This window comes from Nostoc sp. UHCC 0302, assembly GCF_038096175.1.
GTDB lineage: Bacteria > Cyanobacteriota > Cyanobacteriia > Cyanobacteriales > Nostocaceae > UHCC-0302.
The window spans coordinates 6,922,962-6,948,842 of record NZ_CP151099.1; the positions used below are offsets into that span (position 1 = coordinate 6,922,962).

Genomic DNA, 25,881 nt, shown 5'->3' on the forward strand with positions numbered 1-25,881 from the left:
CTTTTTCCGGCTTCCGAGGTTACAATTCTCATGACTGTGCCGCCACTGCGCCTCAGCAATAACTTTGATTCTTACATTAGTGGCGAGGTGACTATTCATCCAAGCGCGGTACTCGCACCTGGAGTAATACTGCAAGCGGTTGAAAACAGCAAAATCATCATCGGCCCGGGCGTCTGTATTGGTATGGGGTCAATTCTCCAAGCCAATGAAGGAACCCTAGAGGTAGAAGTAGGGGCAAACTTGGGAGCCGGTTTTCTAATGGTTGGGAAAGGCAAAATTGGAGCTAATGCCTGTATCGGTTCAGCAACAACAGTTTTCAATTGTTCAGTTGAACCTGGACAAGTAGTTCCACCTGGTTCAATTTTGGGAGACACCAGTCGACGGATAGAGCAAACAAAACAACTGGAACCATCCACAACTAACTCTACTTCTACAAATACAGCCCAGCAGAGGCAAGAAGATAATAGTCTAAGTAAAGATGAGGATAAAGTAATTTCATCAACTGAGTTTTCGGCATCGGCTGCGATGAAGTTAAAACAACGATCTATTTATTTTTCTAAATCTTCTGCTACTCCAAAAAGCCAGTCTCCTAAACTTGAGGAACCCGCTAATGGTGCTAGCCCTACTTCACAGGAAGCTGCCCAAGAGCCTATAGAACCTAATACTAATAACTCAGATCCCAGTCAGCCAGCTACAGAATCCCCTAATAATTTCGGGACTCAAATTTATGGGCAAGGGAGCATACAAAGGCTGTTGACCACATTGTTTCCCCATAGACAATCCTTGAACGACCAAAACTCTGACGATTAGTCCGAGTAAGTGTTAATTGTAAGTTGTCAGTTTTGTGAGTATCTTAGAGAGTTCACATGGAAACATATAATCAACAGTCTGCAAGCAGCTATGATTCATCGCCTAATAAAGACTACAGGGATACTGCCTTGGGTTTAGTATCAACCCTGAGCTTTCCAGCAATAGTTGGCACAGCGGACATGATGCTTAAATCCGCTGGAGTTCACCTAGTTGGGTATGAAAAAATTGGCAGCGGTCACTGTACTGCGATTGTTCGGGGTGGAATTGCTGATGTCCGTCTTGCCGTAGAATCTGGTGTCCAAACTGCTGAACAGTTTGGTCAGTTGGTCTCTAGCTTAGTCATTCCCCGACCTTTTCCCAACTTGGACGTGGTATTGCCAATCACCGGTCGTCTCAGCCAATTAATGCAGGAGGGCGATTACAGCCGTCTGAGTAACTTAGCAGTTGGTTTGGTAGAAACGCGGGGATTTCCGGCGATGGTTGGAGCCTGTGATGCTATGCTCAAAGCTGCTGATGTCCAGTTGGCAGCTTATGAAAAAATTGGTGCGGGTTTATGTACAGCTATTATTCGCGGTTCTGTGGCCAATGTGGCAGTAGCAGTGGAAGCAGGGATGTATGAAGCTGAACGGATTGGGGAATTGAATGCGGTAATGGTGATTCCTCGACCATTAGATGAGTTGGAACAAACTTTGCCAGTGGCAAGTTGTTGGATAGAAGAACGTCAACCGATAAGGTTGCCGATGAACATCAAGGAGCAAGTTGCGGAAATAGAGATGGTAGGGTTGCCAGATTTAGCCAAATTACCTGCAAAAATTCAAGAAGAATTATGGAATGATGAATGATGAATAATGTTATTCAACATTCATCGTGAGTTGGAAGGCATCTTACGCTTTGCTTGTTATTTTGATAATAACTTCTCGACTCCATAAATAAAATAACTTTCTTTTAATAGCGACAATAGAGTTTTATCTATACTAAAACTCATAACTTTGTATGGGTAAAGCAATATTAATTGCAAGTATTCCGTAATACTAAATTTATATCTATAAATCGCTTTTTAGAGGAGAATCACTTTTGAATCAAGCTACACTGCACCAGTTGAAAGTGTTCGAAGCGGCAGCACGGCACGGTAGCTTTACACGTGCTGCTGAGGAATTGTTTCTTACCCAACCTACAGTTTCCATGCAGATAAAGCAACTTACAAAATCAGTAGGGTTGCCATTATTTGAGCAGGTGGGAAAGCGCTTGTATTTGACGGAGGCAGGACGGGAATTATTTGCTACTTGTCGGCAGATTTTTGAAACTATAGCCCAGTTTGAAATGAAAGTGGCAGATTTAAAAGGGCTAAAACAAGGACAATTGCGTTTAGCGGTAATTACAACAGCAAAATATTTTATACCACGTTTGTTAGGCCCTTTTTGCCAACTTTATCCAGGAATTGATATCTCGCTGCAAGTAACGAACCACGAACGAATTATAGAACGGATGACTAATAATCTGGACGACTTGTATATTATGAGCCAAGTTCCAGATAATGTGGATGTGAATCTTGAGCCATTTTTAGAAAATCCTTTAGTAGTTTTTGCACCAAGTAATCACCCGCTAGCTAAGGAAAAAAATATACCTATAGAACTTCTGTGTAATGAACCTTTTATTATGCGAGAACCAGGTTCAGGAACCCGCCGTACTGTCCAACAACTCTTTGATGAACAAGGAGTGAGTGTAAAAGTTAAATTGGAATTGGGTAGTAACGAAGCAATTAAACAAGCGATCGCTGGAGGTTTAGGAATTTCGATTTTATCTCGCCATACCTTAATGCCAGACAACTCAGAGTTAACTATTTTGGATGTACAACACTTTCCGATTAAGCGAACCTGGTTTATGGTTTACCCGTCTGGCAAGCAGCTATCTATTGTTGCTCGTACTTATCATGACTATCTACTGGAGGCGGCAAAGAAGATTATGGAGCTAAACACTACTTTTAGTGGTGCTAAGGCTGAGTAAAGTTACGGTTAGGCAGGAGGCAGGTGGTCGCCGAGCCTGTCCTGAGCCTGTCCTGAGCCTGCCCTGAGCGTAGCGAGCGTCCCGCTCTTAAGAGCGCAGCCGAGGTGAGGCAGGAGAAAAGTATGAGCAGTAGCTTCGGTACTCAGAAGTTGATAATTTTGAGAGAAGTGGGAGACGCTCCGCGTAGCTTGCTTCTTCGTAGGGGTACGGTGATTTTCAATTTTGAATTTTCAATTCCTCGAAGGGGTTGACGGTTAGGCTGAGAAACATTGACAATTAACCAGCATAACGATAAAAAATTGGGGAAAACTGGCAGTGGTTAACCCGGAGATACCATCTTGGCGCAAAGCAGTACAAAGTCAGATTGTAGCTGTAACAGTATACGCTGACAAAGCCCTAGTTACACGGCGGGGTGTAGTGTCTTTGACAGGGCTGGAACGGGAGTTAGTTATTACTCCGTTGCCGATAACTCTAGAAACTGATTCTGTCAGGGTGAGCGGTTCAGGTACAGTAGGGGTGCGCTTGTTGGGAGTGAGCAGCGATCGCATTTATACTACAGAACCTGTGGCAGAGCGAGTAGCGCAATTGACAAGGCAAATTCACCAGCTAGAGGCAGAACAACGCCACCTGCAAGCGCAAGTGGACGCTTTAGCATTGCAGTCTAATTTTATTGAAAGCCTACGTGAAAAAGTAGAGGAACCCTTTTCGCAAAGTTTGGCACGGAAAAATCTCAGCTTGAGCGAGACTTTAGATTTTTTAAACTTTTTGGGAAGCCAGTACAGTGAATATGCGATCGCATCTGGGGAGTGTAAAAGCCAACAACAGGAATTAGACAAGCAAATGCAAGCACTCCGTACTTCATTGCAGAAAGTTCAAACTCCTCATCCCAAGGAAAGTTTGAACTTGGTTGTAGGAGTGGAAGTTGCTGGTGGAGGTGAGTTTGAACTAGAACTATCCTATGTAGTGAATCGCGCTAGTTGGACTCCCCTCTATGACTTGCGCTTTAGCACTTCCAGTAATATCGTGCATCTCAACTACCTTGCAGAAGTCACCCAAAGTAGTGGCGAAGATTGGATGGATGTGGCTCTCACCCTTTCAACAGCTAAACCAGGATTAGGTACACTCCCGCCCAAACTTGAACCTTGGTATATCAGTACTCCAAGCCCGCAAGTAGCTCGACGACGAGCTGCTCATCTACCTGTACTATCCACAGCATCTGCGCCTGCTGCTGAAGCAAATCAGCCAGAACAAGACGAAATTGTAGAGGATAAGCTCATTGAAGCAGAAACCGTTGTTGCAGAAATATCTAAAGAAGGTAGCGTAGTTACCTTTAAGCTCGATGGCGGCGGTAACATTCCCAACGATGGTACACCCCACAAAACAACAATTTTCAATGACGATTATCCTTGTAACTTTGATTTTGTCGCAATGCCGCGCTTGGTAAGCTTTGCTTATCTGCAAGCCAATGTGAAAAATAGTCCCAACGGCGCGACTCTGTTACCAGGTAAAGCAAATATTTTCCGCGAAAATGTTTTTATCGGCACAACTAAGTTAGAAAATATTGCACCAGGACAAGAGTTCAAACTTAACTTAGGTATTGATGAAGGCTTAAAAATTGAGCGTGACTTAGTTGAACGTCAGGTAGATAAAAGACTCATTAGCAATCAACGCCGGATTACCTATGGTTATCGGTTGATAATTACTAACTTACTCGACAAAGAAATCAAATTAAAGTTAACTGAACAATTACCAGTTAGCCGCACCGAGCAAATTAAAGTACGTCTCATTCGCAGCAACCCACAAATTCAATTAGGTGAAATGGCGATTTTAGAATGGGAGTTAACTCTGCCAGCACAGGAGCGTCAAGAGATATATTACCAGTTCACCGTTGAGCATCCGCCTGAATTAACAATTGTTGGGTTAGATATTTAGAATTAAGGTACGGGTCGAACAGAACATTGTTGTTTATTCAAACCTTGATTTTAATTGTTTAATAAATTAGTCTTGATGAATTTTTATTTAATAGTTAGTTAAAATTATTAATAATATCTTCTTTGCTACATAGCTACGCAAATTATATTTTATTTTTACTAAAGTTAATAAAGAGAGTTTGGTTGAAGCTCTGTTAAATTGCTGTTTACAAATAGCATCAGTTAAATGCTGTTTACAAATAGCATTTGCATTTTTATTAATACTAAATTTTAACCTTTTATGACCAAAATTTTAAACAAAAATCTATCTGATGATTGATACGATTTTGGGGTTTTGCTGACCGTATTTTCATGAAATTATCAAGACGTAACTTCTTCACCTTGGCTGGCGCAAGTGCTGTTGGCGCTACCATGATTTCTCCTTTGGAAGCTTTTTATGCAAGAGCTGCTCGCGGTCAAGTTGCACGAGGAATTGGCTATGGCCCTTTGGAGCAAAAGCTGCCCGTAAATGCAGATGAAATCGCTGGTATTTTACTAGATGGATTGGATTTAGGCAGCACTCCCTGCTTAGAACTTCCCCCTGGTTTTAACTATACTGTGATCTCAGTTACAGGGCAGAAAATGGACGATGGTAACAGAGTTCCAGGTTCTCATGATGGCATGGCTGCTTTTGCTGGCCCTGAGAACACTACCATTCTGGTACGCAACCACGAGTTGAATCCGAACCCTAATGGCGCTTTTGCGTTACCACCATATGTATATGACCAGATTGGGGGAGGCACAACAACAATTGTTGTTGGCCCTGACCGTCGGGTGGAAAAGCATTTTGTTTCTTTGGCGGGGACGATTCGTAACTGCGCTGGTGGGAAGACTCCTTGGGGTTCGTGGGTTAGCTGTGAAGAGAATCTGACTCTGCCTGGAAGCGGTGGAGCAACCAAAAAGCATGGTTATAACTTTGAGGTTCCTGTAACAGATGACATTCAAGTAGCTAAGCCAGTTCCCCTTGTGGCAATGGGACGCTTTAACCATGAAGCAGTCGCGGTTGATCCAGACACTGGCTGGGTGTATCAAACTGAAGACGATGGAAATAGCTGCTTCTATCGCTTCCGTCCTCATCAAAAAGGCAATCTCCGCAGTGGTGGAGTGCTTGAGGCTCTTGTTATTGAAGGAATGTTTAAAGTTAATACAGGCAAGGATTTTCTTAAATACAAAAATACACCACTGCCAGTTAAGTGGGTAAAGATTGAGAATGTTGATCCTGCTACTAATGACTTCACCGCTTCTGTACGATTTCAAGCGCAAAGCCAGGGTGCAGCTATCTTTTCACGAGGTGAAGGTGCTTCCTATGGCAATGGCTTGATTTACTTTACTTGCACTAGTGGTGGTAACGTAGGACAAGGGCAGGTTTTTGCTTACAAACCCAACAATTATGACCCTAACATTGGCACTCTCACTTTAGTTGTAGAGTCTCCTGATATTGAAGTACTGAATTTCCCAGATAATATTACTGTGGCTCCTTTCGGAGACCTCTTCTTGTGTGAAGATGGTAGCGGTATTGAATATGTGGTTGGAGTTAATCAAGATGGTGAACTGTATCGGTTTGCAGCCAATGCTTTTAATGGCGGCGGCAGTGAATTCGCAGGTGCGTGTTTCTCGCCTGATGGCCACACATTGTTTGTAAATATCCAGAGTCCTGGGATTACCTGTGCGATTTGGGGCCCTTGGAACAGAAAACGAGCATAAGGTTACTTACAACTCCTTAACAGGAGGTGAACCGCGTTGAACAGCAGAAGCAAGAGAGCGAGAATTAGTGTAGATCAAAATATTCTTTAGCCTCAGCTTTGTTTTGCTTCTGCCTGTTGGCGGAAATACTATGGATCTTCAGGCAAAACCCATTTTGGTGGTTCCGTCATTCTTTTCCGCAGACGTTCTTCAGCCATTTGTAGCATTTCGTCTAAGGAAGTCTCTTCGACAAATTGTGCCGCGGCCTCTCTGTACTCGATATTGGGACATTTATCCCCTAAAACACACCCGTTAACGCAGGCTACAGCGCAGTCAATTTTCTGCTCCACAGTGAATTCCTCTCTGTAAAAGTTATGAGTTATGAGTTATCAGTTATGAGTTATGATTTCTGCTCTTAACTCTCCACTCTCAGGCATTACCCTTCAGATAAATTTTACCTTGCCAGTTGCCATCCGATTACTCCTGCTACGCTAAGCATATATATGCAATGTTTTGCTAGAAAAGGCGCTCATGTCGGAACTCTTTGCCACTGTTGGAACCATCGCCGCGATCGCAACTGCTGTTGTTCCCCAACAAGGTAGTGTGGGGATTGTGCGGGTATCTGGTTCCCAAGCGATGGCTCTAGCTCAAACTCTGTTTCACACACCTGGGCGTCAAGTTTGGGAATCTCACCGCATTCTCTACGGTTACATCCGCCATCCCCAGACGCAACAACTGGTGGATGAAGCTCTGTTGCTGATTATGAAAGCACCCCGTTCTTATACACGTGAAGATGTGGTGGAATTCCATTGCCACGGCGGAATTATGGCAGTGCAGCAAGTCTTGCAACTGTGTTTGGAAAATGGTGCTAGATTAGCCCAACCCGGAGAATTTACTCTCCGCGCCTTTTTAAATGGGCGATTGGATTTAACACAAGCTGAAGGTATTGCCGATTTAGTTGGAGCGCGATCGCCTCAAGCTGCTCAAACTGCCTTAGCTGGTTTACAGGGAAAATTAGCTCATCCAATTCGGCAGTTACGCGCTAACTGTTTAGATATCTTGGCAGAAATTGAAGCCAGGATTGATTTTGAGGAAGACTTAGCACCGTTGGATTATAAAGGCATCATATCAGAAATTGATCAAATTGCTGGCCAAATTACTAGGTTATTAGAAACTAAAGATAAAGGTGAACTGCTACGTACAGGTTTAAAAGTAGCTATTGTCGGGCGTCCCAATGTTGGTAAGTCCAGTTTATTGAACGCTTGGAGCCAGAGCGATCGCGCCATTGTCACAGACTTACCTGGAACAACTCGTGATGTGGTGGAATCTCAGCTAGTTGTGGGGGGAATTCCCATACAAGTATTAGATACAGCGGGGATTAGAGAAACAGCAGACCAAGTGGAAAAAATTGGCGTTGAGCGATCGCGTCGTGCTGCCAGTGCAGCTGATTTAGTATTGTTGACAATTGATGCTTCAGTTGGTTGGATGCAAGGCGACCAAGAAATTTACGAACAGGTGCAACACCGTCCGTTGATTTTGGTAATTAACAAAATCGATTTAGTCAAAGAAACTGAAAGGAAAACTCTTCAATCTAAAATCCCAAATTCCCAATCTCAAATTTTCACAGCCGCAGCCCAAAACCAAGGGATTGAAGAATTAGAAACAGCAATTTTAGAGATAGTTCAAGCTGGAAAAGTCCAAGCTGCTGATATGGATTTAGCAATTAATCAAAGGCAAGCAGCCGCCTTAACTCAAGCTAAAATTTCTTTAGAACAAGTGCAAGCAACAATTAACGATCAGTTACCTCTTGATTTCTGGACAATTGACTTACGCGGCGCAATTCAAGCACTAGGAGAAATAACTGGTGAGGAAGTAACAGAATCAGTACTTGACAGAATTTTTAGTAGGTTTTGTATAGGCAAATAAAAAGGCAAAGAACATAAAGCTGCGATGTACATCTCAATTCGCCAAGCAAATATACAGGATACTTTGATAGTCTCAGATGTACTGTTAGAAGCAGCTTCGTGGCTTCAACAGCGTGGTATCCCTTTGTGGCATGATAGTGAGGTTTCGCCAGCAAGTATCTCTAAAGATGTTACTAACGGCTTGTATTTTATTGCTGAGTGGGCTGGTGAACCTGCTGGTACAATTAGGTTTCAGCTTGAGGATTTACTTTTCTGGCCAGATATTTCTCAGGAAGATTCAGCGTTTATACATCGCTTCGCAGTTCGACGGCGTTACTCTGGTGGTAAAGTTTCTTCCGCATTACTAACTTGGGCAATCGAACACGCACAAACTCTCGGTAGATATTATTTACGTCTAGATTGTGATGCTTCACGTCCACGCCTCAAAGCAGTATATGAACGCTTTGGTTTCCGTCATCACAGTGATAGACAAGTTGGCGCTTATTTTGTTTCTCGTTACGAATATGAAATACTTTCACAAGTGACCTAATACTTATATGTCTTTTATTGATGAAATTAATCCTGCCCACGCATTAATTGTTGGAGCCAGCCAAGGCATAGGTTTGGGTTTTGTGAAAAGATTGCTGCAAGATGACAGAATTGCTAAAGTTTATGCAACTTATCGGCAACCAGAATCTGCTTCTGAGTTAATCGCTCTTGCAGATGAAAATTCAGAGCGATTAACTTGTTTATTGATGGATATTACTGATGAGTTACATATTTCTGGATGTGTGGAACAGATACGTACCAAAACTAACAAGCTACATTTAGTAGTTAACTGTGTAGGATTGCTGCATGAGGGGACTTTACAACCAGAAAAAAGCTTAAAACAGCTAAATTCAGAAAATTTGCTGCGTTACTTTCAGATAAATAGTATTGGTGCTGTCTTACTGGCTAAATATTTATTGCCTCTATTGCGTCATCAAGAACGTAGTGTTTTTGCAACTATTTCTGCCAAACTTGGGAGTATTGGCGATAATCAACTTGGTGGCTGGTATGGTTATCGCGCCTCGAAAGCTGCACTCAATATGTTTATCCGAACTGTTGCAATTGAGTATCGCAGAAGTTGTCCTAAAACTTTAGTAGTGACATTGCATCCTGGTACGACTGATACACGCCTTTCTAGTCCTTTCCAAAGCAATGTACCTACGGAGAAATTATTCTTAGTAGAGCGCACTGTTGAGCAATTGCTGACTGTTATTGAACAACTTCAAGAAAGCGATAGTGGACAATTTTTTTCTTGGGATGGAAGCAGATTGCCTTGGTAAAAGAAGTTTACTGAGTTTGCAACAGAGTAATGGATAAAGTGCGATAAGCGTTCGCGATAGCGTCCCGTAGGGAAGGAGTACAGCTATCGCCTATTTGAATATCACCAGTTATACCTTTTCATTTTAATCAGGCTACAAATTTCGTGGATAGAGGCGTAGAGTTATACACCCCTACCCATGTATTTAATTCAGATATAACTTGTTCCCATTACACATCAACTAGTTGCATCACCAATTGGATTAATATCTCCAACAAATTTTAATAAATCCACGATTGTAAACGTACCTGAAGTTTTAGCAGGTAGTATAGGTTTCCAATCTGGGTTAATCGCCAAAAATGAGCTGCTATCTTCTTCTAGTAAACCAACAAAAACTTCAGCGAGAATACGGCTTCCTACTTGCCCTAAACGCTGTCCTTGACCCTGGATTTGGGCTTCTTTTAGAATGTAGTACCATAACGGTGACTCAATATCAAACCCATGTTTAGCTGCAACTGCTCCATCTGGCCCAGTAGCAATTTCAGCCCTAGTTAATCGTTTTAATTTTAAGAACCGAGCTACACTTTGACCAGATGGCAAACCAACACTACGACCGCGACGCAGATTTCTTACAGCCAGGGAACTTGGTTGTGGTACATTTGGCAAATTCTTCAAGGGTTCAACTAAAAAAGGATCTAGCTTGCGGCTAGGATTAAATGGCACAGCTGGGTCAATCTCGAAAAACCTTCTCCAGTCAATTACCCAATCACTGGGAATAGGAACATTTATTACATCGCCTCTTGCTCCTGACTTGGCAGTAAAAAAGCTGCTTTCGGTATCATCATTCTTTCCCTACACAATTGGTAGTTGGTCTTACTCTCTATTAATTTGGATTTGAAAGGTTCGTAGTTAGCGCTGTAATTCAATACCGCGCTAACTATTCAATTTTCGGTTGACAAACTACTAGGAATAATTCACGCTTTTAACATAGATCGACAGCTTTTTGCTACTATGTTTACCTAAATTACGCATTTATAATCTGCAAAACTTGTACCTCATCTCCTGCGGAAATTAATGTTTTACCCACTGGTAAAACTGCTAAGGCATTAGTTTGAGCTAAATTAATTAAGTTACCAGAACTATGACTACCACCAGCTTTGTAGAATTCATAAACCCCATCAGTTAAATTTAAACGTCCCCAAATATAAGTTTCTCGCTTGCCGTCCGATCGCAACTCATCATGCGATCGCACTTTCAAAAATACTGGTTCCCAACCTTCAGCAATTCCAGCAAGTTTTTTAATGACTGGTTGCACAAACCGCCAAAAAGTCACCAACACAGCAGCCGGGTTCCCAGGTAAACCAAAATAAAGTGTTGAGTGCTTCGTATAGACGCGATTAATCGCGTCTGTACAAGTTGGAAAAGTGGCAACGGTGAGGGGTTTTCCTGGCCTCATTTCCACAGCACGAATGTGAATTTTTGCCTCTAATGACTCCAAAATTTTGTCAACATAGTCGTAATCTCCGACTGAAACCCCACCAGAAGAAAGAACTATATCGGCGTTAGCTATGGCGTGGACAATAACTTCCTGAAGGGCAATTGGTTCATCCTTCACAATACCTAAAATCAACGGTTCTGCCCCACTTTCTCTTACCAAAGCTGCCAAGGCATACTGATTAGAATCGACTATTTGCCCTGGTTGCAGCGGTTTCTCAGGTGTTACCAACTCATTACCTGTTGAAAAAATCGCCACCCGTGGACGGCGGTAAACATTTAATTGTGGGCATTGTGCAGCTGCTAACACAGCAATTTCTGGAGCATTTAACCTAATCCCTGCTGGTAGTAGTGGTGTTCCAGCTTGGTAAAAAGATGCTTTGTGTCTAACAAAATCTTGGAGTTTTGGTGTAGTTAAGATAAAAACACGGTTATCTTCCTGGCGTGTCCTCTCTTGTATGACTACAGTATCTGCACCTTTTGGCATGACTGCACCCGTAAAAATCCGCGCTGCTTGTCCTGCTTGAATTGTGGATTTGGGTTGATATCCAGCAGGAATCTCTTCAACAATTGACAAAACGGTTGGTTTTTCTTCGCTAGAGTGCTGCACATCTTCGTAACGTACAGCATAGCCATCCATTGCCGAATTATCCCAATGAGGAAAATCCAGCGGACTGGTGACAGGCGTTGCCAAAATGCGACTATCTGCTGCTAATAAATCTACAATTTCTGTATCCCGTTGATGATCTAACGGTTTTACCAAATTTAATATAGTTGCTTCTGCATCGCTGACTGGTAGCATAGCGATCGCCTCCAACTTTTGAACTTTATGCCTGTAAAGTAACACTGACCACTCAATCAAGAAAATATATTATCCTGAATGAAATCTGTAGCTACCCAAATCCCAATTACTACAATCATTCCCATACTGGCTGTTATTGACTGCTATCGGCGATTGCCCAAGGGGCAGTGGCAAAGCCAATCGCACTTAGCAACAGTTGAAATAGCTGGAGGCGGATTTTGTATCTCAGTATGGCGTGGAAGTGTGGCAAGAGGTTTTTAACTTCCGTGTCCTACCAGCACTGGATAAAGATTCTAGTCTTTGGTTGCTGGTTCACTGGTGTGGAGAAGGAATTAACTGGGTTAAAGATGTGGCTTTGTGAGGAAACTAAAAATTATCCGCATAATTTTAAGATGCAAAGCTTCTTTTGTTTAAAGCCCACTCAGTATCTCAGCCCTCACCTTAATATTGAAAACAGGAGCAACGATTATTCCCCACCCCCTAAATAAAAACACTTATTTTGTATGACCATCGAACGAGTTCGCCCAAAACACTATCCCAAGGCTGAGATTGGGCGCAGAGGTTTGGCCTTGGGGCTTGATTTTATCGTTGTTTGGTTAATCAGTTCTTTACTAGGAAGCGGCAATATCGGTATTCAATTTGCTCAAATCCTAGTTTTTATCATCGGTTGGCTGGTTTTGCGGGTAGTGTTGGTATACAACAATCAAGGACAAAGTTTAGGGCGTTGGGCATTCGATTTAAAAGTGTTGGAAGTCGAAAATGGGCAAGTAGTGGGCAGAATTCCAGATTTACAAGCTCTGTCGAAGCGCGAAGCGATTATTGGCTGTGGTGCGCTATTAGTGGCAGTTGCTTTAACCAACATTAGAGCCAATCCTACTGCTATACTTCTAATACTTCCCCTGGCAATTGATTGTAGTTCTGCCTTCTCTGATACTCAGATGCGGCAAGCTTGGCACGATCGCTATGCCGGAACTTTCATAGTTTCGTCACGTCGAGGCTACTCGCTAGATATAAAAGTCAAGCGACTACTTGATAATGTACGGCGAAATGTGAGAAGATAGTAATTTGTGTTAATTCTCCTCAGGCTTTACTGTTTGTAAGATTATGGCTAAGAGTAAAGGTGCCCGCATAATCGTGACACTTGAATGTACGGAATGCCGCACTAACCCAGACAAGCGCTCTGCTGGTGTTTCACGCTATACCAGCACTAAGAACCGCCGCAACACAACTAATCGGCTAGAACTGAACAAGTTCTGCACCCACTGCAACAAACACACTGTTCACAAGGAAATTAAGTAGAGATGAGCTATTATCGCCGTCGCCTGTCCCCAATCAAGCCAGGAGAACCAATCGATTACAAAGATGTTGATTTGCTGCGTAAGTTTGTCACCGAGCGGGGCAAGATATTACCACGTCGGATAACTGGACTGACATCTCAACAACAACGAGAATTGACATTAGCAATTAAGCGATCGCGGATTGTGGCTTTGTTGCCATTTATCAACGCGGAAGCGTAAACTTCTTTGATGAGTGATGAGTTATGAGTGATGAGTTAAGAATCAAAACTCCTAACTCCTAACTCTTAACTAAAACGTATAAAGTATTTAAACTGTTTACTAAATATAAAGTGCGAGAGCTGTGGAGAAGGGGACGCTAGTTGAATTTAGGGTTCAAGGCGATCGTCGTCTGGGGATCGTAGAACGTCCAGACGGAAAAACCCGCTGGTTTGTGGTAGATGAACGCGGTCAATCCCACAGCCTCGCGCCTAGACAAATTACCTATACAGTCAACGGTCAAACATACAAGCTATCTGAAATAAACAGCTTTTTGGAACAGGTTCAGCCTTATTTAGATCCATCTAGCTTGGAAGTGGCTTGGGAATTATTAGTAGAGGATGGGGAAACAGTCACCCCAGACCAAATGGCGAATCTGCTTTTTTCGGAATCAGATCCGCCTTATTGTTACGCCGCCTACTGCTTGTTATCAGAAGATAAACTCTATTTCAAGCAAAAAGGCGAGGCTTACGAGCCGCGAACTGCTGCTCAGGTGGCAGAACGCAAGCACCAGATAGAAGTAGAGGCTCTCAAAGCTAAGGGACAGCAGGAATTTTTGGCTCGTGTAGAGCAGGCACTCAAGGGTGAAGCAGTAGAATGGCAGCGCCACGATCGCCAGCGCATAGAAGGACTGGAAAAATACGCAGCGCTACTTGCTGACACCGCGCGGATGGGTGTCAATTATGACTCTTTGGCTCGTGCTTATCCTCCTCCAGCTCCAGTTTTGGAAACTATGACCATGCTGGGACGCTCCGCGACTCCTCAAGGAGCCTTTCAACTTTTGGTGGACTTGGGGTGGTGGAATCCTAATGAAAATTTGTTCCTGCGTCGTTCGTCAATTCCGATTCAATTTCCCAACAAGGTATTAGAAGTGGCGCAGCAGCGTTTGGATTTCCCACCGACCGATTTAGATGCAAATCGCCTGGATTTGACTCACCTCAAGGTATATACAATTGATGATGAAAGTACCACCGAGATCGACGATGGTCTAAGTTGGGAAATACTACCTGATAGCAAAGAGCGATTGTGGATACACATAGCTGATCCCACTCGCTTGTTAGCACCAGAAGATGATTTAGACTTAGAAGCTAGAAAGCGAGGTAGTACAGTTTACCTACCTACGGGGATGATTCCCATGTTCCCAGAGCTATTGGCAACTGGCCCAATGAGCTTGGTACAAGGAAAGGTTTGTTACGCCCTCAGCTTTGGTGTTGTTTTAGATCCTAACGGGGCAGTACAAGATTACAGCATTCATGCCAGCTTGATTAAGCCGACTTACCGCCTTACCTACGAAGATGTCGATGAAATGCTGGAATTAGGCGTGGAAGCCGAGCCAGAAATTAAAGCGATCGCAACTTGGGCGCAGCGGCGTAAAACTTGGCGATATGCTCAAGGAGCCATCAGCATTAATATGCCGGAGGCAATGATCAAAGTCAAAGATGACGAGATCAACATTGACATCTTAGATGATTCCCCGTCCCGGCAACTAGTAGCAGAGATGATGATTCTTGCCGGTGAAGTTGCAGCTCGCTACGGTCAAGCTCACAATATTCCTTTGCCCTTTCGTGGTCAACCACAGCCAGAATTACCCCCAGAAGAAGAATTACTCTTGCTTCCCGCAGGATTTGTTCGCGCCTGCGCTATGCGTCGTTGTATGCCTAAGAGTGAAATGAGCATCACGCCTTTGCGTCATGCTGGTTTAGGTTTAAATACTTACACTCAAGCAACTTCTCCTATTCGCCGCTACAGTGACTTGCTTACCCACTTTCAATTAAAAGCCCACTTGCGCGGTGAGGTTCTGCCATTTTCAGCGGAAGCACTAAAAGAAGTGATGATGACTGTGACCACGACTACCCAAGAGGTAACGATGGTGGAACGTCAAACTAATAGATATTATGCTCTAGAGTATTTACGCCGTCATCCAGAGCAAGTTTGGCAGGTCACAGTCTTGATGTGGCTACGGGAAGACAGCAACTTAGCATTAATTCTGTTAGAAGATTTGGGCTTACAGTTGCCAATGTCTTTTAGACGCATCGTGAGATTGGGCGAACAAATATTAGTAAAAGTTAGCCTTGCTGACCCGCAAAAAGATATGATCCAGTTCCAGGAAATAATTTATCAAGAAGCCCAAATAGCTGCGAATTAATCCTAGCTTCAACTGATTTAGAGCAGTAAAGAAGGAAATTAAGAAATTCATAATGGGTAATAGTTAAATTACCCATCACATTATGACAGCGCTTAACTAACTACTGCTTCAGCTTTTTCTTCTACTTTTTCCTTCACTAGCACATAAGGTTTTTCTGCGCCTTGTGCTAAATATTGGGCCAGTTGACTTTCAATTTCGTCACGGACAATTTGGCGATACTCAAGAAAATGCTCATTATGGGCGCAGGCGGAGAGGTAATGCTCGGCAACTCCTGGATTATGCTTGATAATGCTAAATAAATGATGCCAGAACTTCCAGCGGGTTTCCCGCTTGATTCCTTGTCGCCAAATCACAATCAACAACGCTTTTATAACCACCAATTCTGGCGTTTTGGCTGGTGCTTTCCAACTCGGCGCACCCATCTTCAAGAAACAACGGTATGTGCGATCCAAGTATTTTACTGGGTCGTATAAAGCACAAAAAGCCTCAACATATTCTCTAGCGATATCTTCCAAAGGACGGGTGGCGATAAAGTTCATCAAAGTCGTCTGGTTAATATTGCCGTCTTGATTTTCCCGTAGTCGTCCTTCTTTTTTCAGGCGATGCCACAATGCGGTGTTTGGTAGCGCTTGCAACATTGCGAAAGTAGTAGAGGGAATCGCTGCTTGTTCCGCAAAACGGACAATGCGATCGCCTGCACCTGCTTTTTCGCCATCAAACCCAATAATAAACCCAGCCATTGGGCGCAAACCTGCTTTAATAATGGCTTCCACTGCATCAGTTAAAGAACTACGGGTATTTTGAAACTTCTTCGTCATTTGCAAGCTATCTTCATCTGGTGTTTCAATTCCCAAAAACACCGCAGCAAAGCCAGATTCAACCATCAACTCCATTAATTCTGGATCTTGTGCTAAATCAATTGAGGCTTCAGTGTCAAACCGGAAAGGATATTGATGTTCTGCCATCCAGACTTTTAACTCTTTGAGCAACAATTTGACATTTCGTTTGTTGCCAATAAAGTTGTCATCCACCATGAACACACCCCGCCGCCAACCCAATTCATAAAGGTAATCTAACTCTGCTAAAAGTTGTGCTGGGGTTTTGGTACGCGGTTTACGACCATAGAGAACAATAATGTCACAAAATTCGCACTGGAAAGGACACCCGCGCGAAAACTGCACCGACATCATGTCATAAGCATCAAATTCTAATAAATCAAAGCGAGGTATTGGGGTATTTGTAACATCCGGTTTTTCTGTGGCGCGGAAAGTTCCAGAGGTTTCGCCCCGTTGAATTGCTTCAATAAACATGGGCAGAGTAATTTCCCCTTCATCTAAAATGAGAAAATCAGCGCCAACATTTTGAACTTCATGAGGTACAGAAGTAGGGTAAGGGCCACCTACTGCGACTAACTTACCCCGTCGCTTTGCTTCTGTGATTTGATCCAGTAAATCTTGTTTCTGGACAATCATCGCGGACAAAATTACTACATCTGCCCATGCCCATTCTTCTTCTGTAACTGGACGAATGTTGCGATCAACAAGCTTGAATTCCCATTCTTGAGGCAAGATTGCCGCCACTGTTACTAAACCTAAAGGAGGCAACAAGACCTTGCGATTTACTAACGCTAAAATTTTTTCGTATGACCAAAAGGTTTTAGGAAATATTGGATATACTAGTAAAACTCGCATTTATTATCGTTCCTCACACTTTAATTGTTATCCTACTCTAACGAAAATTAAGACTAATTAACTTTTTAGTAAATTTGCCTTAGTCTATCACTAATATTTTGTTAACAAATAGAAATAATTTTAGTAGGAATACATCTATCAAGGCTAGCTGTTGTAACTGTAGTTAGTACTATAGCCATACTAAATCATTCGTGCTCGATAATAAATATCTCCATTTTTTTGATAAGTTAGCGAGATGTAGCTTTCAATCGTCATACATCAAATAAGATTTTTAAATAAAAATTTGTATTACTTGCCTTAAAAAGGTGAATGAAACTATTTTCATCATTATAATTTTTGTAAAAGTAGAGACGTTGCAATATAACGTCTCTACAGAGATGAGCAGTTATGGAAATTATCTTATCTGAGCCTATTGCTTGTTATGGCAGTTTTGGGTTAACTGTAGGTAATTGACTATCACTATAAACGTACAGTTGACCGCAGCAACATCACTTTACGACTATCTACTAAGATGGCAAAAAAACCGCGATCGTTCAGTTTCTGCAATGTGTTATAGGCTTCAGTTTGGTTAGTAGTATGAACTGCTAGCAAGTAAGGGCGTTGTCCATAAGAAGCAAAACCTACAGTACCTCCTACCACTTGTTGTACGTTATTTGCTAATTCTGGACGGTTAAAATAATCCACTAGTACCGCATAACCTTGTCCTAAAGCTTGGGGACTATAACTGATTGTCTGCTGAGGTGGCTGCACAAATGGCTGCTGCACAGTTGGCTGCACATCTGGTGTTGTCGGTCGAGTGGTAATGATCGCAGACAATCCCACAATACTGCTAACATACCTCGCCCAACGATTGGCATCGTCAATTTTATTAAACCCTCCTATCCGCGTCACCGTTTCATTAAGATATTTGCAGGTGATGGTTTTAAGTTCAGGTGGTAAGGCACTACGCAGTTGCTTTTGATTATCTGCTGTGGGACTGACTACTAACAAAAGATATTCACCCGCATTCGGGGGTTGACAAGCGGGAATGGCTTGTTGGGCAAAGACAGAACTTGTGCCACCACTCAACCCCGCGTAAGCGAAGCTCGTCGTAGACATCGCTAATACTAAAACACTTGGTAAAGTCTTAAATCTTTGCACAAAAGTTAGATAGGTAAATTGCCGTGTCTTAAAAGATTTTATAAAAATATAATTTGTTCCTCCTAAAGGAAATTGAGAACTCTTAAGAAGCAGGGGGCAGGGGGCAAGGGAGAATAACTTTTAACTCCTAATTCCTGTAGAGACGCGTAGACGCTCGAAGAGTGGCTTCTCGTAAGAGCATAATCGCGTCTCTACTCCTCACTCCCAATGCCCAATCTTCAAATTAAGACACTGTAGCAAGTGATGCTAAGGCATCGGAGATAGTTTCAGAAGGAGCCTGAAATTCTCCTGTGTTCACGTACTCTAATCGCAATTTTAACCAAGTGATGAATTGGGAATTAGTAGAAATAATTGCTACTGCTGGTTGTGGACACTTCGCCTTTATCTCTGTAAATTGGGGCGCTTCTAAGAAAGCTGGTTGCTTAACCAACCAAAAATCTATTTCTTTTTCTTGTTCGTGGTAGTAACGGGTACGCTCTTTGAGAACCTCATCTATCGGTTCTTCTTCTAGGAGAAAGCGTTGACTTGCCAAAACGTAGTAGTATGTTTGCATTTTCTTCCTTTGGTTGCTATTACATAATTTAAGGGTACAGTGTGTAGCATTGTACCCTTACAAACTAACTCTTCTGGAATTTCTTGAACCAAGAGAAGGGACAACCACTTCCTTGATTGTCAACATTTGCCTGTTTGCCAGCAGCTGTGAGCTTTTCTAAAAACAGGCTGTTGTCAAAGTAGTGTTCCAAGGAAACAATCTTTAAGTCATCGGTTACGTGAGCAATGCTCATACCGATAATTTCCACTGTCTCTCCAGTAGGGGCATAGTCTTTGTATGTACCGTTAAAATGTCCCCAATGCCGCCATTTAAATGTGACATTTGGTGGGCCTGAGAAAACTTCCAGCACTTCCCAAGGAAATCCCTGGGGAAATGTTGTATGGAAGACTTTTGCAGATGATTCAAAGCTTTCTTCTGAAGCTTTATAATGTTCTGAATCAGCCATGAATAAGTTGTAAGTACCTTGCGCTGATAAATCTGCTGCTGTGTAATCTACTCCGCCATTGGTACTTACCCGAAACTTTTCATTCACAACAGACAACCACTGCTGTGGGTTAGTCTTGAATGATACCTCCATCTCAAAGGTTCTCACCAAGTTTTGGACGATCGCTTCTAATGTACCCTCAAGATGATTTTGTGTACTCTCTTGGGCAAGATTCTTTTTAGAGCGGGAATAATCAGGAGGTGTCTGATAACGCCATTGGGCATCAGTGCTTGCTGCAATCACTTGATCTCTATCGTGTACCCAAAGTGGCAGGTTGTTAGACTCTGTTGCGCTCATAAAATCTTTGTTTCAGATTTAGTTTGAAATTTCCAGATTACGCAGTTACAACCCCTCTAAATGTTGGGTGTTGGGTGTTGGGTGTTGGGTGTTGGGTGTTGGGAGTTAGGAGTTATCATTCTCTCCCTATGTCCCCCTTGTCTCCCCAGTCGCCAGTCGCCAGTCCCCAGCCCCCAGTCCCTAATCCCCATTCCCTCGTATAGCTTGTTTCATCTCGCGGACTGCTCTTTCTATGCCTACTAAGGCTGCTCGGCTGATGATGGTATGACCGATGTTCAGTTCTTCCATTCCTGGAAGTGCAGCCACTGGGTAAACGTTCCAGTAGGTGAGTCCATGCCCAGCATTCACTCGCAATCCAGCTTTAATTGCTTGCTCGCAACCTTTTGCTAACACTGCTAATTCTTGCTGGCGATTAGTTTCATCTTTAGCTTCAGCATATTGTCCTGTGTGCAGTTCAATAAACTGTGCTTGTACCTTGACAGATGCTTCAATTTGTGCAGGTTCAGCATCTATAAAAAGACTGACTGGAATGCTAGCGTTCTGCAATTTATCAACTATTTCACCTATTCTAGCAATTTGCCCAACAATATCTAAACCGCCTTCTGTAGTGACTTCTTCCCGTTTTTCGGGTACTAAAGTCACATAATCCGGTTTGATGTCGAGAGCGATCGCTAGCATTTCATCTGTAGCGGCCATTTCTAGATTAAGATGCGTTCTGACCGTTTGCCGCAACAAACGTACATCTCGGTCTTGAATATGCCGCCGATCTTCCCGCAGATGTACCGTAATACCATCTGCACCCCCCAATTCTGCCAACACTGCCGCTGCTATGGGGTCTGGTTCCACCGTCCGCCGCGCTTGCCGGATGGTAGCAATGTGGTCGATGTTAACACCAAGTGTAGGCAACCTTAATACTCCCTATTCACAGTCCTCAGAACTTGATTTTACCGGAAATATTGAGGCATCGGGGATTGGGCAGAATTTTTTTCTATTGCGATCGCTGATCAAATTGTTGTAGAAGGACATGGGGAACAATTCATGTTGATTCAATATTTCCCGAAGGAACAGCGTTTATAGTAACGTTACCAATACAGGCGTAATTACTACTAAGTAGCTAGCATTAATATTTTTCTAAAATTTAGTTATAATTTCTTTTTCTCCTAATTATTGAATTAATCAATTAATATGTTCAGCAATATTTAACTATTATTAGAAGTCACAATAATTTTGAATTTTAGAAATTAGGTTAAGTGACTTGCAAAAAAAATTATTTAGTAGGGTGTGTTATAAACTTTAGTCCTAACGCACCATCAGATTTAGGGTACGTTATGCTGACGCGATAACACACCGTACGATCTGTAATCAATAGTTAAATATTTTTTAATAGGAAGTTCCTAAATGTAATTTGTACGTCTTAATTTAGGAAGCTCTCGGCAGATTATCATAGAAATCTAAAGCTTCCCGAGAAAGGCGATCGCTCATGACTACTGAGACAAATCCAGCAGCCATTGTGGATTGGGAACCCCCCATGCCACCTACAGATTTAATTTTTGATGATGGTAAACCCTTGGAATCAAATCGCCACCGTATTGCCATAAATGTTTTGATTCGGTCATTGCAACAAGCTTGGGCTGATCGCAATGATTTCTTCACTGGGGGCAATATGTTTATTTACTACAGTAGCGCCCAAGTTCGTAATCGTGACTTCCGTGGGCCAGATTTCTTTGCAGTGCTGAATGTTGACGGCAATAGCTCTAGACAAGGCTGGGTAGTCTGGGAGGAAAATGGTCGTTATCCTGATGTAATCGTGGAGTTAATGTCACCATCTACGGCAGCAATAGACAAGGGTATTAAGAAAAACCTTTACGAACAAACTTTCCGTACCTCAGATTATTTCGTCTATGATCCCTTTGATCCTAATTCTTTGCAAGGATGGCATTTAGATGATAATCAGCAGTATCAACCTTTGACACCAAATGAGCGTGGGTGGCTATGGTGTAAGCGCTTAAGTTTATGGTTGGGAACGAGTGAGGGGACAATAGACAGAGAAACGGCGATATGGTTGCGGTTTTATGATGTGGCTGGCAATTTGGTTTTGTTACCAGAGGAGGCTGCTGCTGCAAGAGAGCCAGCCGCACTTGCACAGGCAGAGCGTTTAGCGGCTAGATTAAGGGAACTAGGGGAAAATCCAGATGTTTTGTGACAGTTTTTGGCTTTTTTGATTTGCTTGGACTACAGTTTTGAGTTTTACTTTCAGGTTGAATTGGCCAAGCTCATTTTTTTATGAAGAGACAAGTAATTATATATCCCGGAGAAGATGATTACTGGGTAGCTGAATTTTACAAAAATTTACTAATTTCAAGTAAAAATTCGGTAGAAAAGGGCGATCGCCATTTATCTAACTCGAAGCACTAGTATAAAATCGTAGTGCAAACCGCCAAAACCAAGTAGAAACTAAAAACAGCACTAATGCCAATACTGACGCACCAATTAACCAAGTTATTTGCCCACGCCCCAGTATTACTTCGGCTGGTATGGTAGTTAAAAAAGCTACTGGCATCACAAAAGTGAAGAAAAAACGGTAAGCAGTGGGATATGCTGCGATCGGATACCTTCCGGCTTCTAACAAACCGCGCAGCACCTCAGTAGCATTATATATTTTCACAAACCAGATACTTGTCGCTCCTAGTATGAACCACAAGCTGTAGAGAATCACTAAACCGAAAAACAACGGTACTAAGCTAACTAAATAGTTGCTTATTCCTACATTTAGCCTTCTGCCTGCGTAGCCAATCATGATGCTACCAAAGATAAGATCCGGCAGTCCCCAAGGTGAAACAGTATGCATAGAAAGCCAAAACTGACTAGGGATTGGTTTTAATAATACAAAGTCTAATGTGCCTTCTTGCACATGGCGGACAATACGATTCAAGTTCGGGGCCAGAAAGGTGGCAGAAAATCCTTGCAGTAAAGTAAAAATCCCTACAACTACTAAAGCGGCTTCCCATGACCAGCCACTAAAAGTGTAGCCATTACCATAAAACAAGAATAGTCCGAACAGGCTACCTGCAAGATTACCTAAACTGCTGAGGGTAGCAATGAGGAAGTTAATGCGATATTCCATTTCAGCAGCAATGGCAGCACTCCAAAATCGTCCTAATACTTTCAAATATCTTCGCATTTTGCACCCGAAACTCAATATCTACTGCTTGTGATCACATTTTTATGATTACAAAATAACTTTACTTAAACTTAATATTATTTTTGATTCAGAAAAATTGCTGAATGTTAAGATTTTGTATGCCTACTGTTATAAAGATAAGAAATTATATGCATTTAGATTTACCACAACTGATTAAATCACTTGGCTATTTTGGAGTATGGGGGATTATATTTGCTGAATCTGGTTTATTAATTGGTTTTTTTCTGCCTGGGGACAGTTTATTATTCACTGCGGGATTTGTCGCATCTCAGAATTTATTGAATATTTGGATTCTGATTGGTGGTGCTTTTATTTGTGCAGTTTTAGGTGACAATGTTGGCTATGCTACTGGCAATAGATTTGGTAGAAGGTTATTTCAGAAGGAAGATTCATGGTTATTTCACAAAAAACATATTGTGAAAACCCAAAAATTCTATCAAAAACACGGTAAGAAAACGATTGTATTAGCAAGGTTTGTACCAATTGTACGAACTTTTGCGCCGATTGTAGCCGGACTCGGTGCTATGCATTATCGGACATTTATGTCTTACAACTTAATTGGCGGCTTCATTTGGACATTTGGAATTACTTTTTTAGGGTTTTTCTTAGGTAAATCTTTGCCACCGGAACAGGTAGACAAATATTTATTACCCATTATTGGATTAATTATAGTTGTTTCTTTGCTACCATCAATTCTTCATCTTGTACAAGAAGGCAGAGCAAATAAACAATAAAACATTGCTTTGATAACTTAAGAGTTAAACACATAATAAAAAGCTGGATTTATATCTGATTTTAAATTGGTTGAAGTAGGGACGCACAGATGTGTATCCCTACTTAATAGACTAGTAAAATAAAGATATAAAATAAAGCAAACAAGTGGCAATAAGTTAGAGATTTGTATTAATTGTTGCCTATTTAATCTCAAAAATCTAAATACTTATAGATTTGCTATATTTTATACTTAATTTACGTGTAATTTACGTAGTTTATGAAAATAGAAGTAAATTTCGGCACCAGTAAAAATTAACTATTCAGAAACTCTGCAAAAGCTGGTAGCGTCAAACATAGGAAGATATTGTTGTGGATCTTTGAGCTTGAAAACGCGTTCTAATTACTGGCAACTGCTGCCTTATATTCGACCCCAATGGCAAAATATTATCAAGGGATTTATCGGCATTTTGGGATATGTGCTGGCAACATTAACGCTGATTAATCTGGCTGGGAAATTGGCAACTCCCTTTGGACAAGGTAATGTAGTAGCGATCGCTCAGCTAGCTGGCAGTTGTAGTGTAGTCTTTCTTGTCAGAGGTTTTTTTCAGTCTGTACAAGATATATACATGGCGAAAGCCTCCCTAAGAGTTGCTTTTCACCTCCGCCAACAAGTATACGCCCATCTTCAAAAGCTAAATCTCAGCTACTTTGAAAAAGCAAAAGCAGGTGATTTATCTTACCGCCTCACGGAAGATGTTGACCGGATTGGTGAGGTAGTAAATAAACTATCTCATGACTTCATCCCCTGCGTTTTGCAGTTGTTGGCAATTCCGATTTACATGATTTATCTGAATTGGCAACTGACACTAGCAACAGTAATAATTGCGCCGCTGATGGCTATTTTGATTGGCTGGTTTGGCGAAAGGTTACGTAAGTATTCTTTAAGAAGTCAAAACCGTGTATCAGGTTTATCGGCAATTCTCACGGAAGTTTTTAGCGGTATCCGTTTGGTACAAGCTTTTGCTGCCGAAAATTATGAAATCGCCCGATTTGGGCATGAAGCAGAACGCAGCCTCAAAGCTAAATATTCAGCAGAACGCTTAAAAGCCATACAGATTCCGATAGTGGGATTTCTGGAAGCCTTAAGTGCATTATCAATATTGATAGTGGGAGCATGGCAAATATCTCGAAATAACTTGACGGTGGCTGAGTTTTTCAGTTACCTAGCTGCTGCCGGGTTATTAATTGACCCCATTGGCCATGTAACTAACAACTACAACGAATTTAAACAGGGCGAAGCATCTGTTGATCGAGTTTTTGAATTGTTGGCAATTCAACCGACGGTGGTAGAAAAACGAAATGCGATCGCCCTCCCGCCCGTAAGTGGCAAAGTAGAATATCGTCATGTGAGCTTTGCCTATAAACCCGGTGAACCTGTATTAAAAGATATTAGTTTATTGGTATTGCCAGGTGAAGCGATCGCACTCGTGGGTGCTTCTGGTGCAGGTAAAACCACTTTTGTCAATCTTCTCCCCCGTTTCTACGATCCCGAAGCTGGTGAAATATTGATTGACGGTATTAATATTCGCGATGTCAAACTGCATAGTCTGCGGCGACAAATTGGGATTGTTCCCCAAGAAACCATCATGTTTTCTGGAACAATTGCCCAAAATATCGCTTTTGGACAAAACTCTTTTGATCTGGAAGCAGTTGCAGCAGCAGCGAAAATTGCTAACGCCCATCAGTTTATTAGTGAACTACCGGATGGTTATCAAACTTGGGTAGGTGAACGCGGGGTAAATTTATCGGGTGGACAACGCCAAAGAATTGCGATCGCTCGTGCTGTTTTGCTTAACCCACAAATTTTAATATTAGATGAGGCGACATCTGCATTAGATTCTGAGTCGGAAGCGCTGGTACAAGAAGCGCTGGAAAGACTCATGCAGAACCGGACTGTATTTATTATTGCTCACCGTTTATCAACGGTAAGAAGATGCGATCGCATTTTAGTTCTCGAACAAGGACAAATTGTCGAATCAGGAACCCATGAAGAATTATTAGTACTTGAGCATCGCTATGCGCGATTTTATGCTCAGCAGTTTAGTTAACGTCAAGAGTTAAGGGTCAA

The 25,881-nt window shown here is 42.1% G+C and carries 25 protein-coding genes; 16 read left to right on the forward strand and 9 right to left on the reverse strand.

The genetic code is table 11. From position 1 onward, the window contains the following. Window positions 1–30 precede the first annotated feature (30 nt). The 5 genes from WKK05_RS29910 to WKK05_RS29930 all read left to right on the forward strand — a co-directional run bounded on the left by WKK05_RS29910 (window position 31) and on the right by WKK05_RS29930 (window position 6,488). Window positions 31–810 (forward strand): transferase, encoded by a 780-nt coding sequence (locus WKK05_RS29910; RefSeq protein WP_341526637.1) that lies wholly within the window; start codon window positions 31–33, stop codon window positions 808–810. Window positions 811–866: 56 nt separating this feature from the next. Then, window positions 867–1,652, forward strand: a complete 786-nt coding sequence (locus tag WKK05_RS29915; protein WP_341526638.1) for a BMC domain-containing protein — start codon at window positions 867–869, stop codon at window positions 1,650–1,652. A gap of 232 nt (window positions 1,653–1,884) precedes the next feature. Continuing rightward, complete coding sequence (locus WKK05_RS29920) at window positions 1,885–2,814, forward strand: LysR substrate-binding domain-containing protein (RefSeq protein WP_341526639.1); 930 nt, start codon at window positions 1,885–1,887, stop codon at window positions 2,812–2,814. Window positions 2,815–3,129: 315 nt separating this feature from the next. Beyond that, window positions 3,130–4,746 (forward strand): mucoidy inhibitor MuiA family protein, encoded by a 1,617-nt coding sequence (locus tag WKK05_RS29925; RefSeq protein ID WP_341526640.1) that lies wholly within the window; start codon window positions 3,130–3,132, stop codon window positions 4,744–4,746. A gap of 350 nt (window positions 4,747–5,096) precedes the next feature. Next, window positions 5,097–6,488, forward strand: a complete 1,392-nt coding sequence (locus WKK05_RS29930; RefSeq protein WP_341526641.1) for an alkaline phosphatase PhoX — start codon at window positions 5,097–5,099, stop codon at window positions 6,486–6,488. 128 nt (window positions 6,489–6,616) lie between these two features. Here WKK05_RS29930 and WKK05_RS29935 read toward each other — a convergent pair whose 3' ends face one another. Then, window positions 6,617–6,817: a hypothetical protein gene (locus WKK05_RS29935; protein WP_341526642.1), complete on the reverse strand. Its 201-nt coding sequence runs from the start codon at window positions 6,815–6,817 to the stop codon at window positions 6,617–6,619. Between the two features lie 181 nt (window positions 6,818–6,998). Between WKK05_RS29935 and mnmE the strand changes: the two genes are divergently transcribed. From mnmE to WKK05_RS29950, 3 genes are read left to right on the forward strand one after another with little or no spacing between them, the layout of a single operon-like run. Further along, the gene (mnmE, locus tag WKK05_RS29940) at window positions 6,999–8,393 is read left to right on the forward strand and encodes a tRNA uridine-5-carboxymethylaminomethyl(34) synthesis GTPase MnmE (protein WP_341526643.1); all 1,395 of its coding nucleotides are present in this window, start codon (window positions 6,999–7,001) and stop codon (window positions 8,391–8,393) included. Window positions 8,394–8,417: 24 nt separating this feature from the next. Next, window positions 8,418–8,921, forward strand: a complete 504-nt coding sequence (locus tag WKK05_RS29945) for a GNAT family N-acetyltransferase (protein WP_341526644.1) — start codon at window positions 8,418–8,420, stop codon at window positions 8,919–8,921. 7 nt (window positions 8,922–8,928) lie between these two features. Beyond that, window positions 8,929–9,699 (forward strand): SDR family NAD(P)-dependent oxidoreductase, encoded by a 771-nt coding sequence (locus tag WKK05_RS29950; RefSeq protein WP_341526645.1) that lies wholly within the window; start codon window positions 8,929–8,931, stop codon window positions 9,697–9,699. Window positions 9,700–9,914: 215 nt separating this feature from the next. Here WKK05_RS29950 and WKK05_RS29955 read toward each other — a convergent pair whose 3' ends face one another. Together WKK05_RS29955 and glp are read right to left on the reverse strand one after the other, a co-directional pair. Next, window positions 9,915–10,400 (reverse strand): hypothetical protein, encoded by a 486-nt coding sequence (locus WKK05_RS29955; RefSeq protein WP_341526646.1) that lies wholly within the window; start codon window positions 10,398–10,400, stop codon window positions 9,915–9,917. Window positions 10,401–10,701: 301 nt separating this feature from the next. Further along, the gene (glp, locus tag WKK05_RS29960) at window positions 10,702–11,973 is read right to left on the reverse strand and encodes a gephyrin-like molybdotransferase Glp (protein WP_341531228.1); all 1,272 of its coding nucleotides are present in this window, start codon (window positions 11,971–11,973) and stop codon (window positions 10,702–10,704) included. Window positions 11,974–12,051: 78 nt separating this feature from the next. Here glp and WKK05_RS29965 point away from each other — a divergent pair, with 78 nt between their 5' ends. The 5 genes from WKK05_RS29965 to WKK05_RS29985 all read left to right on the forward strand — a co-directional run bounded on the left by WKK05_RS29965 (window position 12,052) and on the right by WKK05_RS29985 (window position 15,672). Beyond that, window positions 12,052–12,234, forward strand: coding sequence for a hypothetical protein (locus WKK05_RS29965; protein ID WP_341526647.1), 183 nt, complete (start codon window positions 12,052–12,054; stop codon window positions 12,232–12,234). A gap of 242 nt (window positions 12,235–12,476) precedes the next feature. Next, window positions 12,477–13,034, forward strand: a complete 558-nt coding sequence (locus WKK05_RS29970) for an RDD family protein (protein WP_341526648.1) — start codon at window positions 12,477–12,479, stop codon at window positions 13,032–13,034. Window positions 13,035–13,077: 43 nt separating this feature from the next. Continuing rightward, window positions 13,078–13,272 carry a 50S ribosomal protein L33 gene (gene rpmG, locus WKK05_RS29975; RefSeq protein WP_341526649.1) on the forward strand — a complete coding sequence of 65 codons (195 nt, stop codon included), beginning with the start codon at window positions 13,078–13,080 and terminating at the stop codon, window positions 13,270–13,272. 2 nt (window positions 13,273–13,274) lie between these two features. Beyond that, window positions 13,275–13,490 (forward strand): 30S ribosomal protein S18, encoded by a 216-nt coding sequence (rpsR, locus tag WKK05_RS29980; RefSeq protein WP_341526650.1) that lies wholly within the window; start codon window positions 13,275–13,277, stop codon window positions 13,488–13,490. A gap of 121 nt (window positions 13,491–13,611) precedes the next feature. Continuing rightward, entirely contained in the window at window positions 13,612–15,672 is a 2,061-nt protein-coding gene (locus WKK05_RS29985) for a ribonuclease R family protein (RefSeq protein WP_341526651.1), read from the forward strand. Window positions 15,673–15,764: 92 nt separating this feature from the next. Here the strand turns inward: WKK05_RS29985 and WKK05_RS29990 are convergent, their stop codons facing one another. The 5 genes from WKK05_RS29990 to WKK05_RS30010 form a co-directional block, all read right to left on the reverse strand. Continuing rightward, window positions 15,765–17,363, reverse strand: a complete 1,599-nt coding sequence (locus WKK05_RS29990; protein ID WP_341526652.1) for a DUF4070 domain-containing protein — start codon at window positions 17,361–17,363, stop codon at window positions 15,765–15,767. 459 nt (window positions 17,364–17,822) lie between these two features. Then, the gene (locus WKK05_RS29995; RefSeq protein WP_341526653.1) at window positions 17,823–18,461 is read right to left on the reverse strand and encodes a hypothetical protein; all 639 of its coding nucleotides are present in this window, start codon (window positions 18,459–18,461) and stop codon (window positions 17,823–17,825) included. A gap of 265 nt (window positions 18,462–18,726) precedes the next feature. After that, window positions 18,727–19,056, reverse strand: coding sequence for an MgPME-cyclase complex family protein (locus WKK05_RS30000; RefSeq protein WP_341526654.1), 330 nt, complete (start codon window positions 19,054–19,056; stop codon window positions 18,727–18,729). A gap of 64 nt (window positions 19,057–19,120) precedes the next feature. Then, a complete protein-coding gene (locus WKK05_RS30005; protein ID WP_341526655.1) occupies window positions 19,121–19,837 on the reverse strand; it encodes an ester cyclase in 717 nt (238 codons plus the stop codon). Between the two features lie 180 nt (window positions 19,838–20,017). Further along, window positions 20,018–20,743, reverse strand: a complete 726-nt coding sequence (locus WKK05_RS30010) for a pyridoxine 5'-phosphate synthase (RefSeq protein WP_341526656.1) — start codon at window positions 20,741–20,743, stop codon at window positions 20,018–20,020. Between the two features lie 574 nt (window positions 20,744–21,317). On the opposite strand from WKK05_RS30010, the gene WKK05_RS30015 reads away from it, so the two are divergent. Next, window positions 21,318–22,040: a Uma2 family endonuclease gene (locus WKK05_RS30015; protein WP_341526657.1), complete on the forward strand. Its 723-nt coding sequence runs from the start codon at window positions 21,318–21,320 to the stop codon at window positions 22,038–22,040. 195 nt (window positions 22,041–22,235) lie between these two features. Here the strand turns inward: WKK05_RS30015 and WKK05_RS30020 are convergent, their stop codons facing one another. Continuing rightward, window positions 22,236–23,018 carry an ABC transporter permease gene (locus WKK05_RS30020; RefSeq protein ID WP_341526658.1) on the reverse strand — a complete coding sequence of 261 codons (783 nt, stop codon included), beginning with the start codon at window positions 23,016–23,018 and terminating at the stop codon, window positions 22,236–22,238. Window positions 23,019–23,167: 149 nt separating this feature from the next. On the opposite strand from WKK05_RS30020, the gene WKK05_RS30025 reads away from it, so the two are divergent. Continuing rightward, entirely contained in the window at window positions 23,168–23,773 is a 606-nt protein-coding gene (locus WKK05_RS30025) for a VTT domain-containing protein (RefSeq protein WP_341531229.1), read from the forward strand. Between the two features lie 363 nt (window positions 23,774–24,136). After that, window positions 24,137–25,861 carry an ABC transporter ATP-binding protein gene (locus WKK05_RS30030; RefSeq protein WP_341526659.1) on the forward strand — a complete coding sequence of 575 codons (1,725 nt, stop codon included), beginning with the start codon at window positions 24,137–24,139 and terminating at the stop codon, window positions 25,859–25,861. Window positions 25,862–25,881 lie beyond the last annotated feature (20 nt).

What these genes read in the sequence shown, in the direction of transcription:
- WKK05_RS29930 (WP_341526641.1), top strand. Translation starts at nt 5,097, where the DNA reads ATGAAATTATCAAGACGTAACTTCTTCACCTTGGCTGGCGCAAGTGCT.
- WKK05_RS29990 (WP_341526652.1), bottom strand. Translation starts at nt 17,363, where the DNA reads ATGCGAGTTTTACTAGTATATCCAATATTTCCTAAAACCTTTTGGTCA.
- rpsR (WP_341526650.1), top strand. Translation starts at nt 13,275, where the DNA reads ATGAGCTATTATCGCCGTCGCCTGTCCCCAATCAAGCCAGGAGAACCA.
- WKK05_RS30020 (WP_341526658.1), bottom strand. Translation starts at nt 23,018, where the DNA reads ATGCGAAGATATTTGAAAGTATTAGGACGATTTTGGAGTGCTGCCATT.
- WKK05_RS29970 (WP_341526648.1), top strand. Translation starts at nt 12,477, where the DNA reads ATGACCATCGAACGAGTTCGCCCAAAACACTATCCCAAGGCTGAGATT.
- WKK05_RS29950 (WP_341526645.1), top strand. Translation starts at nt 8,929, where the DNA reads ATGTCTTTTATTGATGAAATTAATCCTGCCCACGCATTAATTGTTGGA.
- WKK05_RS29945 (WP_341526644.1), top strand. Translation starts at nt 8,418, where the DNA reads ATGTACATCTCAATTCGCCAAGCAAATATACAGGATACTTTGATAGTC.
- glp (WP_341531228.1), bottom strand. Translation starts at nt 11,973, where the DNA reads ATGCTACCAGTCAGCGATGCAGAAGCAACTATATTAAATTTGGTAAAA.
- WKK05_RS29965 (WP_341526647.1), top strand. Translation starts at nt 12,052, where the DNA reads ATGAAATCTGTAGCTACCCAAATCCCAATTACTACAATCATTCCCATA.
- WKK05_RS29995 (WP_341526653.1), bottom strand. Translation starts at nt 18,461, where the DNA reads ATGTCTACGACGAGCTTCGCTTACGCGGGGTTGAGTGGTGGCACAAGT.
- mnmE (WP_341526643.1), top strand. Translation starts at nt 6,999, where the DNA reads ATGTCGGAACTCTTTGCCACTGTTGGAACCATCGCCGCGATCGCAACT.
- WKK05_RS30005 (WP_341526655.1), bottom strand. Translation starts at nt 19,837, where the DNA reads ATGAGCGCAACAGAGTCTAACAACCTGCCACTTTGGGTACACGATAGA.
- WKK05_RS30025 (WP_341531229.1), top strand. Translation starts at nt 23,168, where the DNA reads ATGCATTTAGATTTACCACAACTGATTAAATCACTTGGCTATTTTGGA.
- WKK05_RS30000 (WP_341526654.1), bottom strand. Translation starts at nt 19,056, where the DNA reads ATGCAAACATACTACTACGTTTTGGCAAGTCAACGCTTTCTCCTAGAA.
- rpmG (WP_341526649.1), top strand. Translation starts at nt 13,078, where the DNA reads ATGGCTAAGAGTAAAGGTGCCCGCATAATCGTGACACTTGAATGTACG.
- WKK05_RS29910 (WP_341526637.1), top strand. Translation starts at nt 31, where the DNA reads ATGACTGTGCCGCCACTGCGCCTCAGCAATAACTTTGATTCTTACATT.
- WKK05_RS29915 (WP_341526638.1), top strand. Translation starts at nt 867, where the DNA reads ATGGAAACATATAATCAACAGTCTGCAAGCAGCTATGATTCATCGCCT.
- WKK05_RS30015 (WP_341526657.1), top strand. Translation starts at nt 21,318, where the DNA reads ATGACTACTGAGACAAATCCAGCAGCCATTGTGGATTGGGAACCCCCC.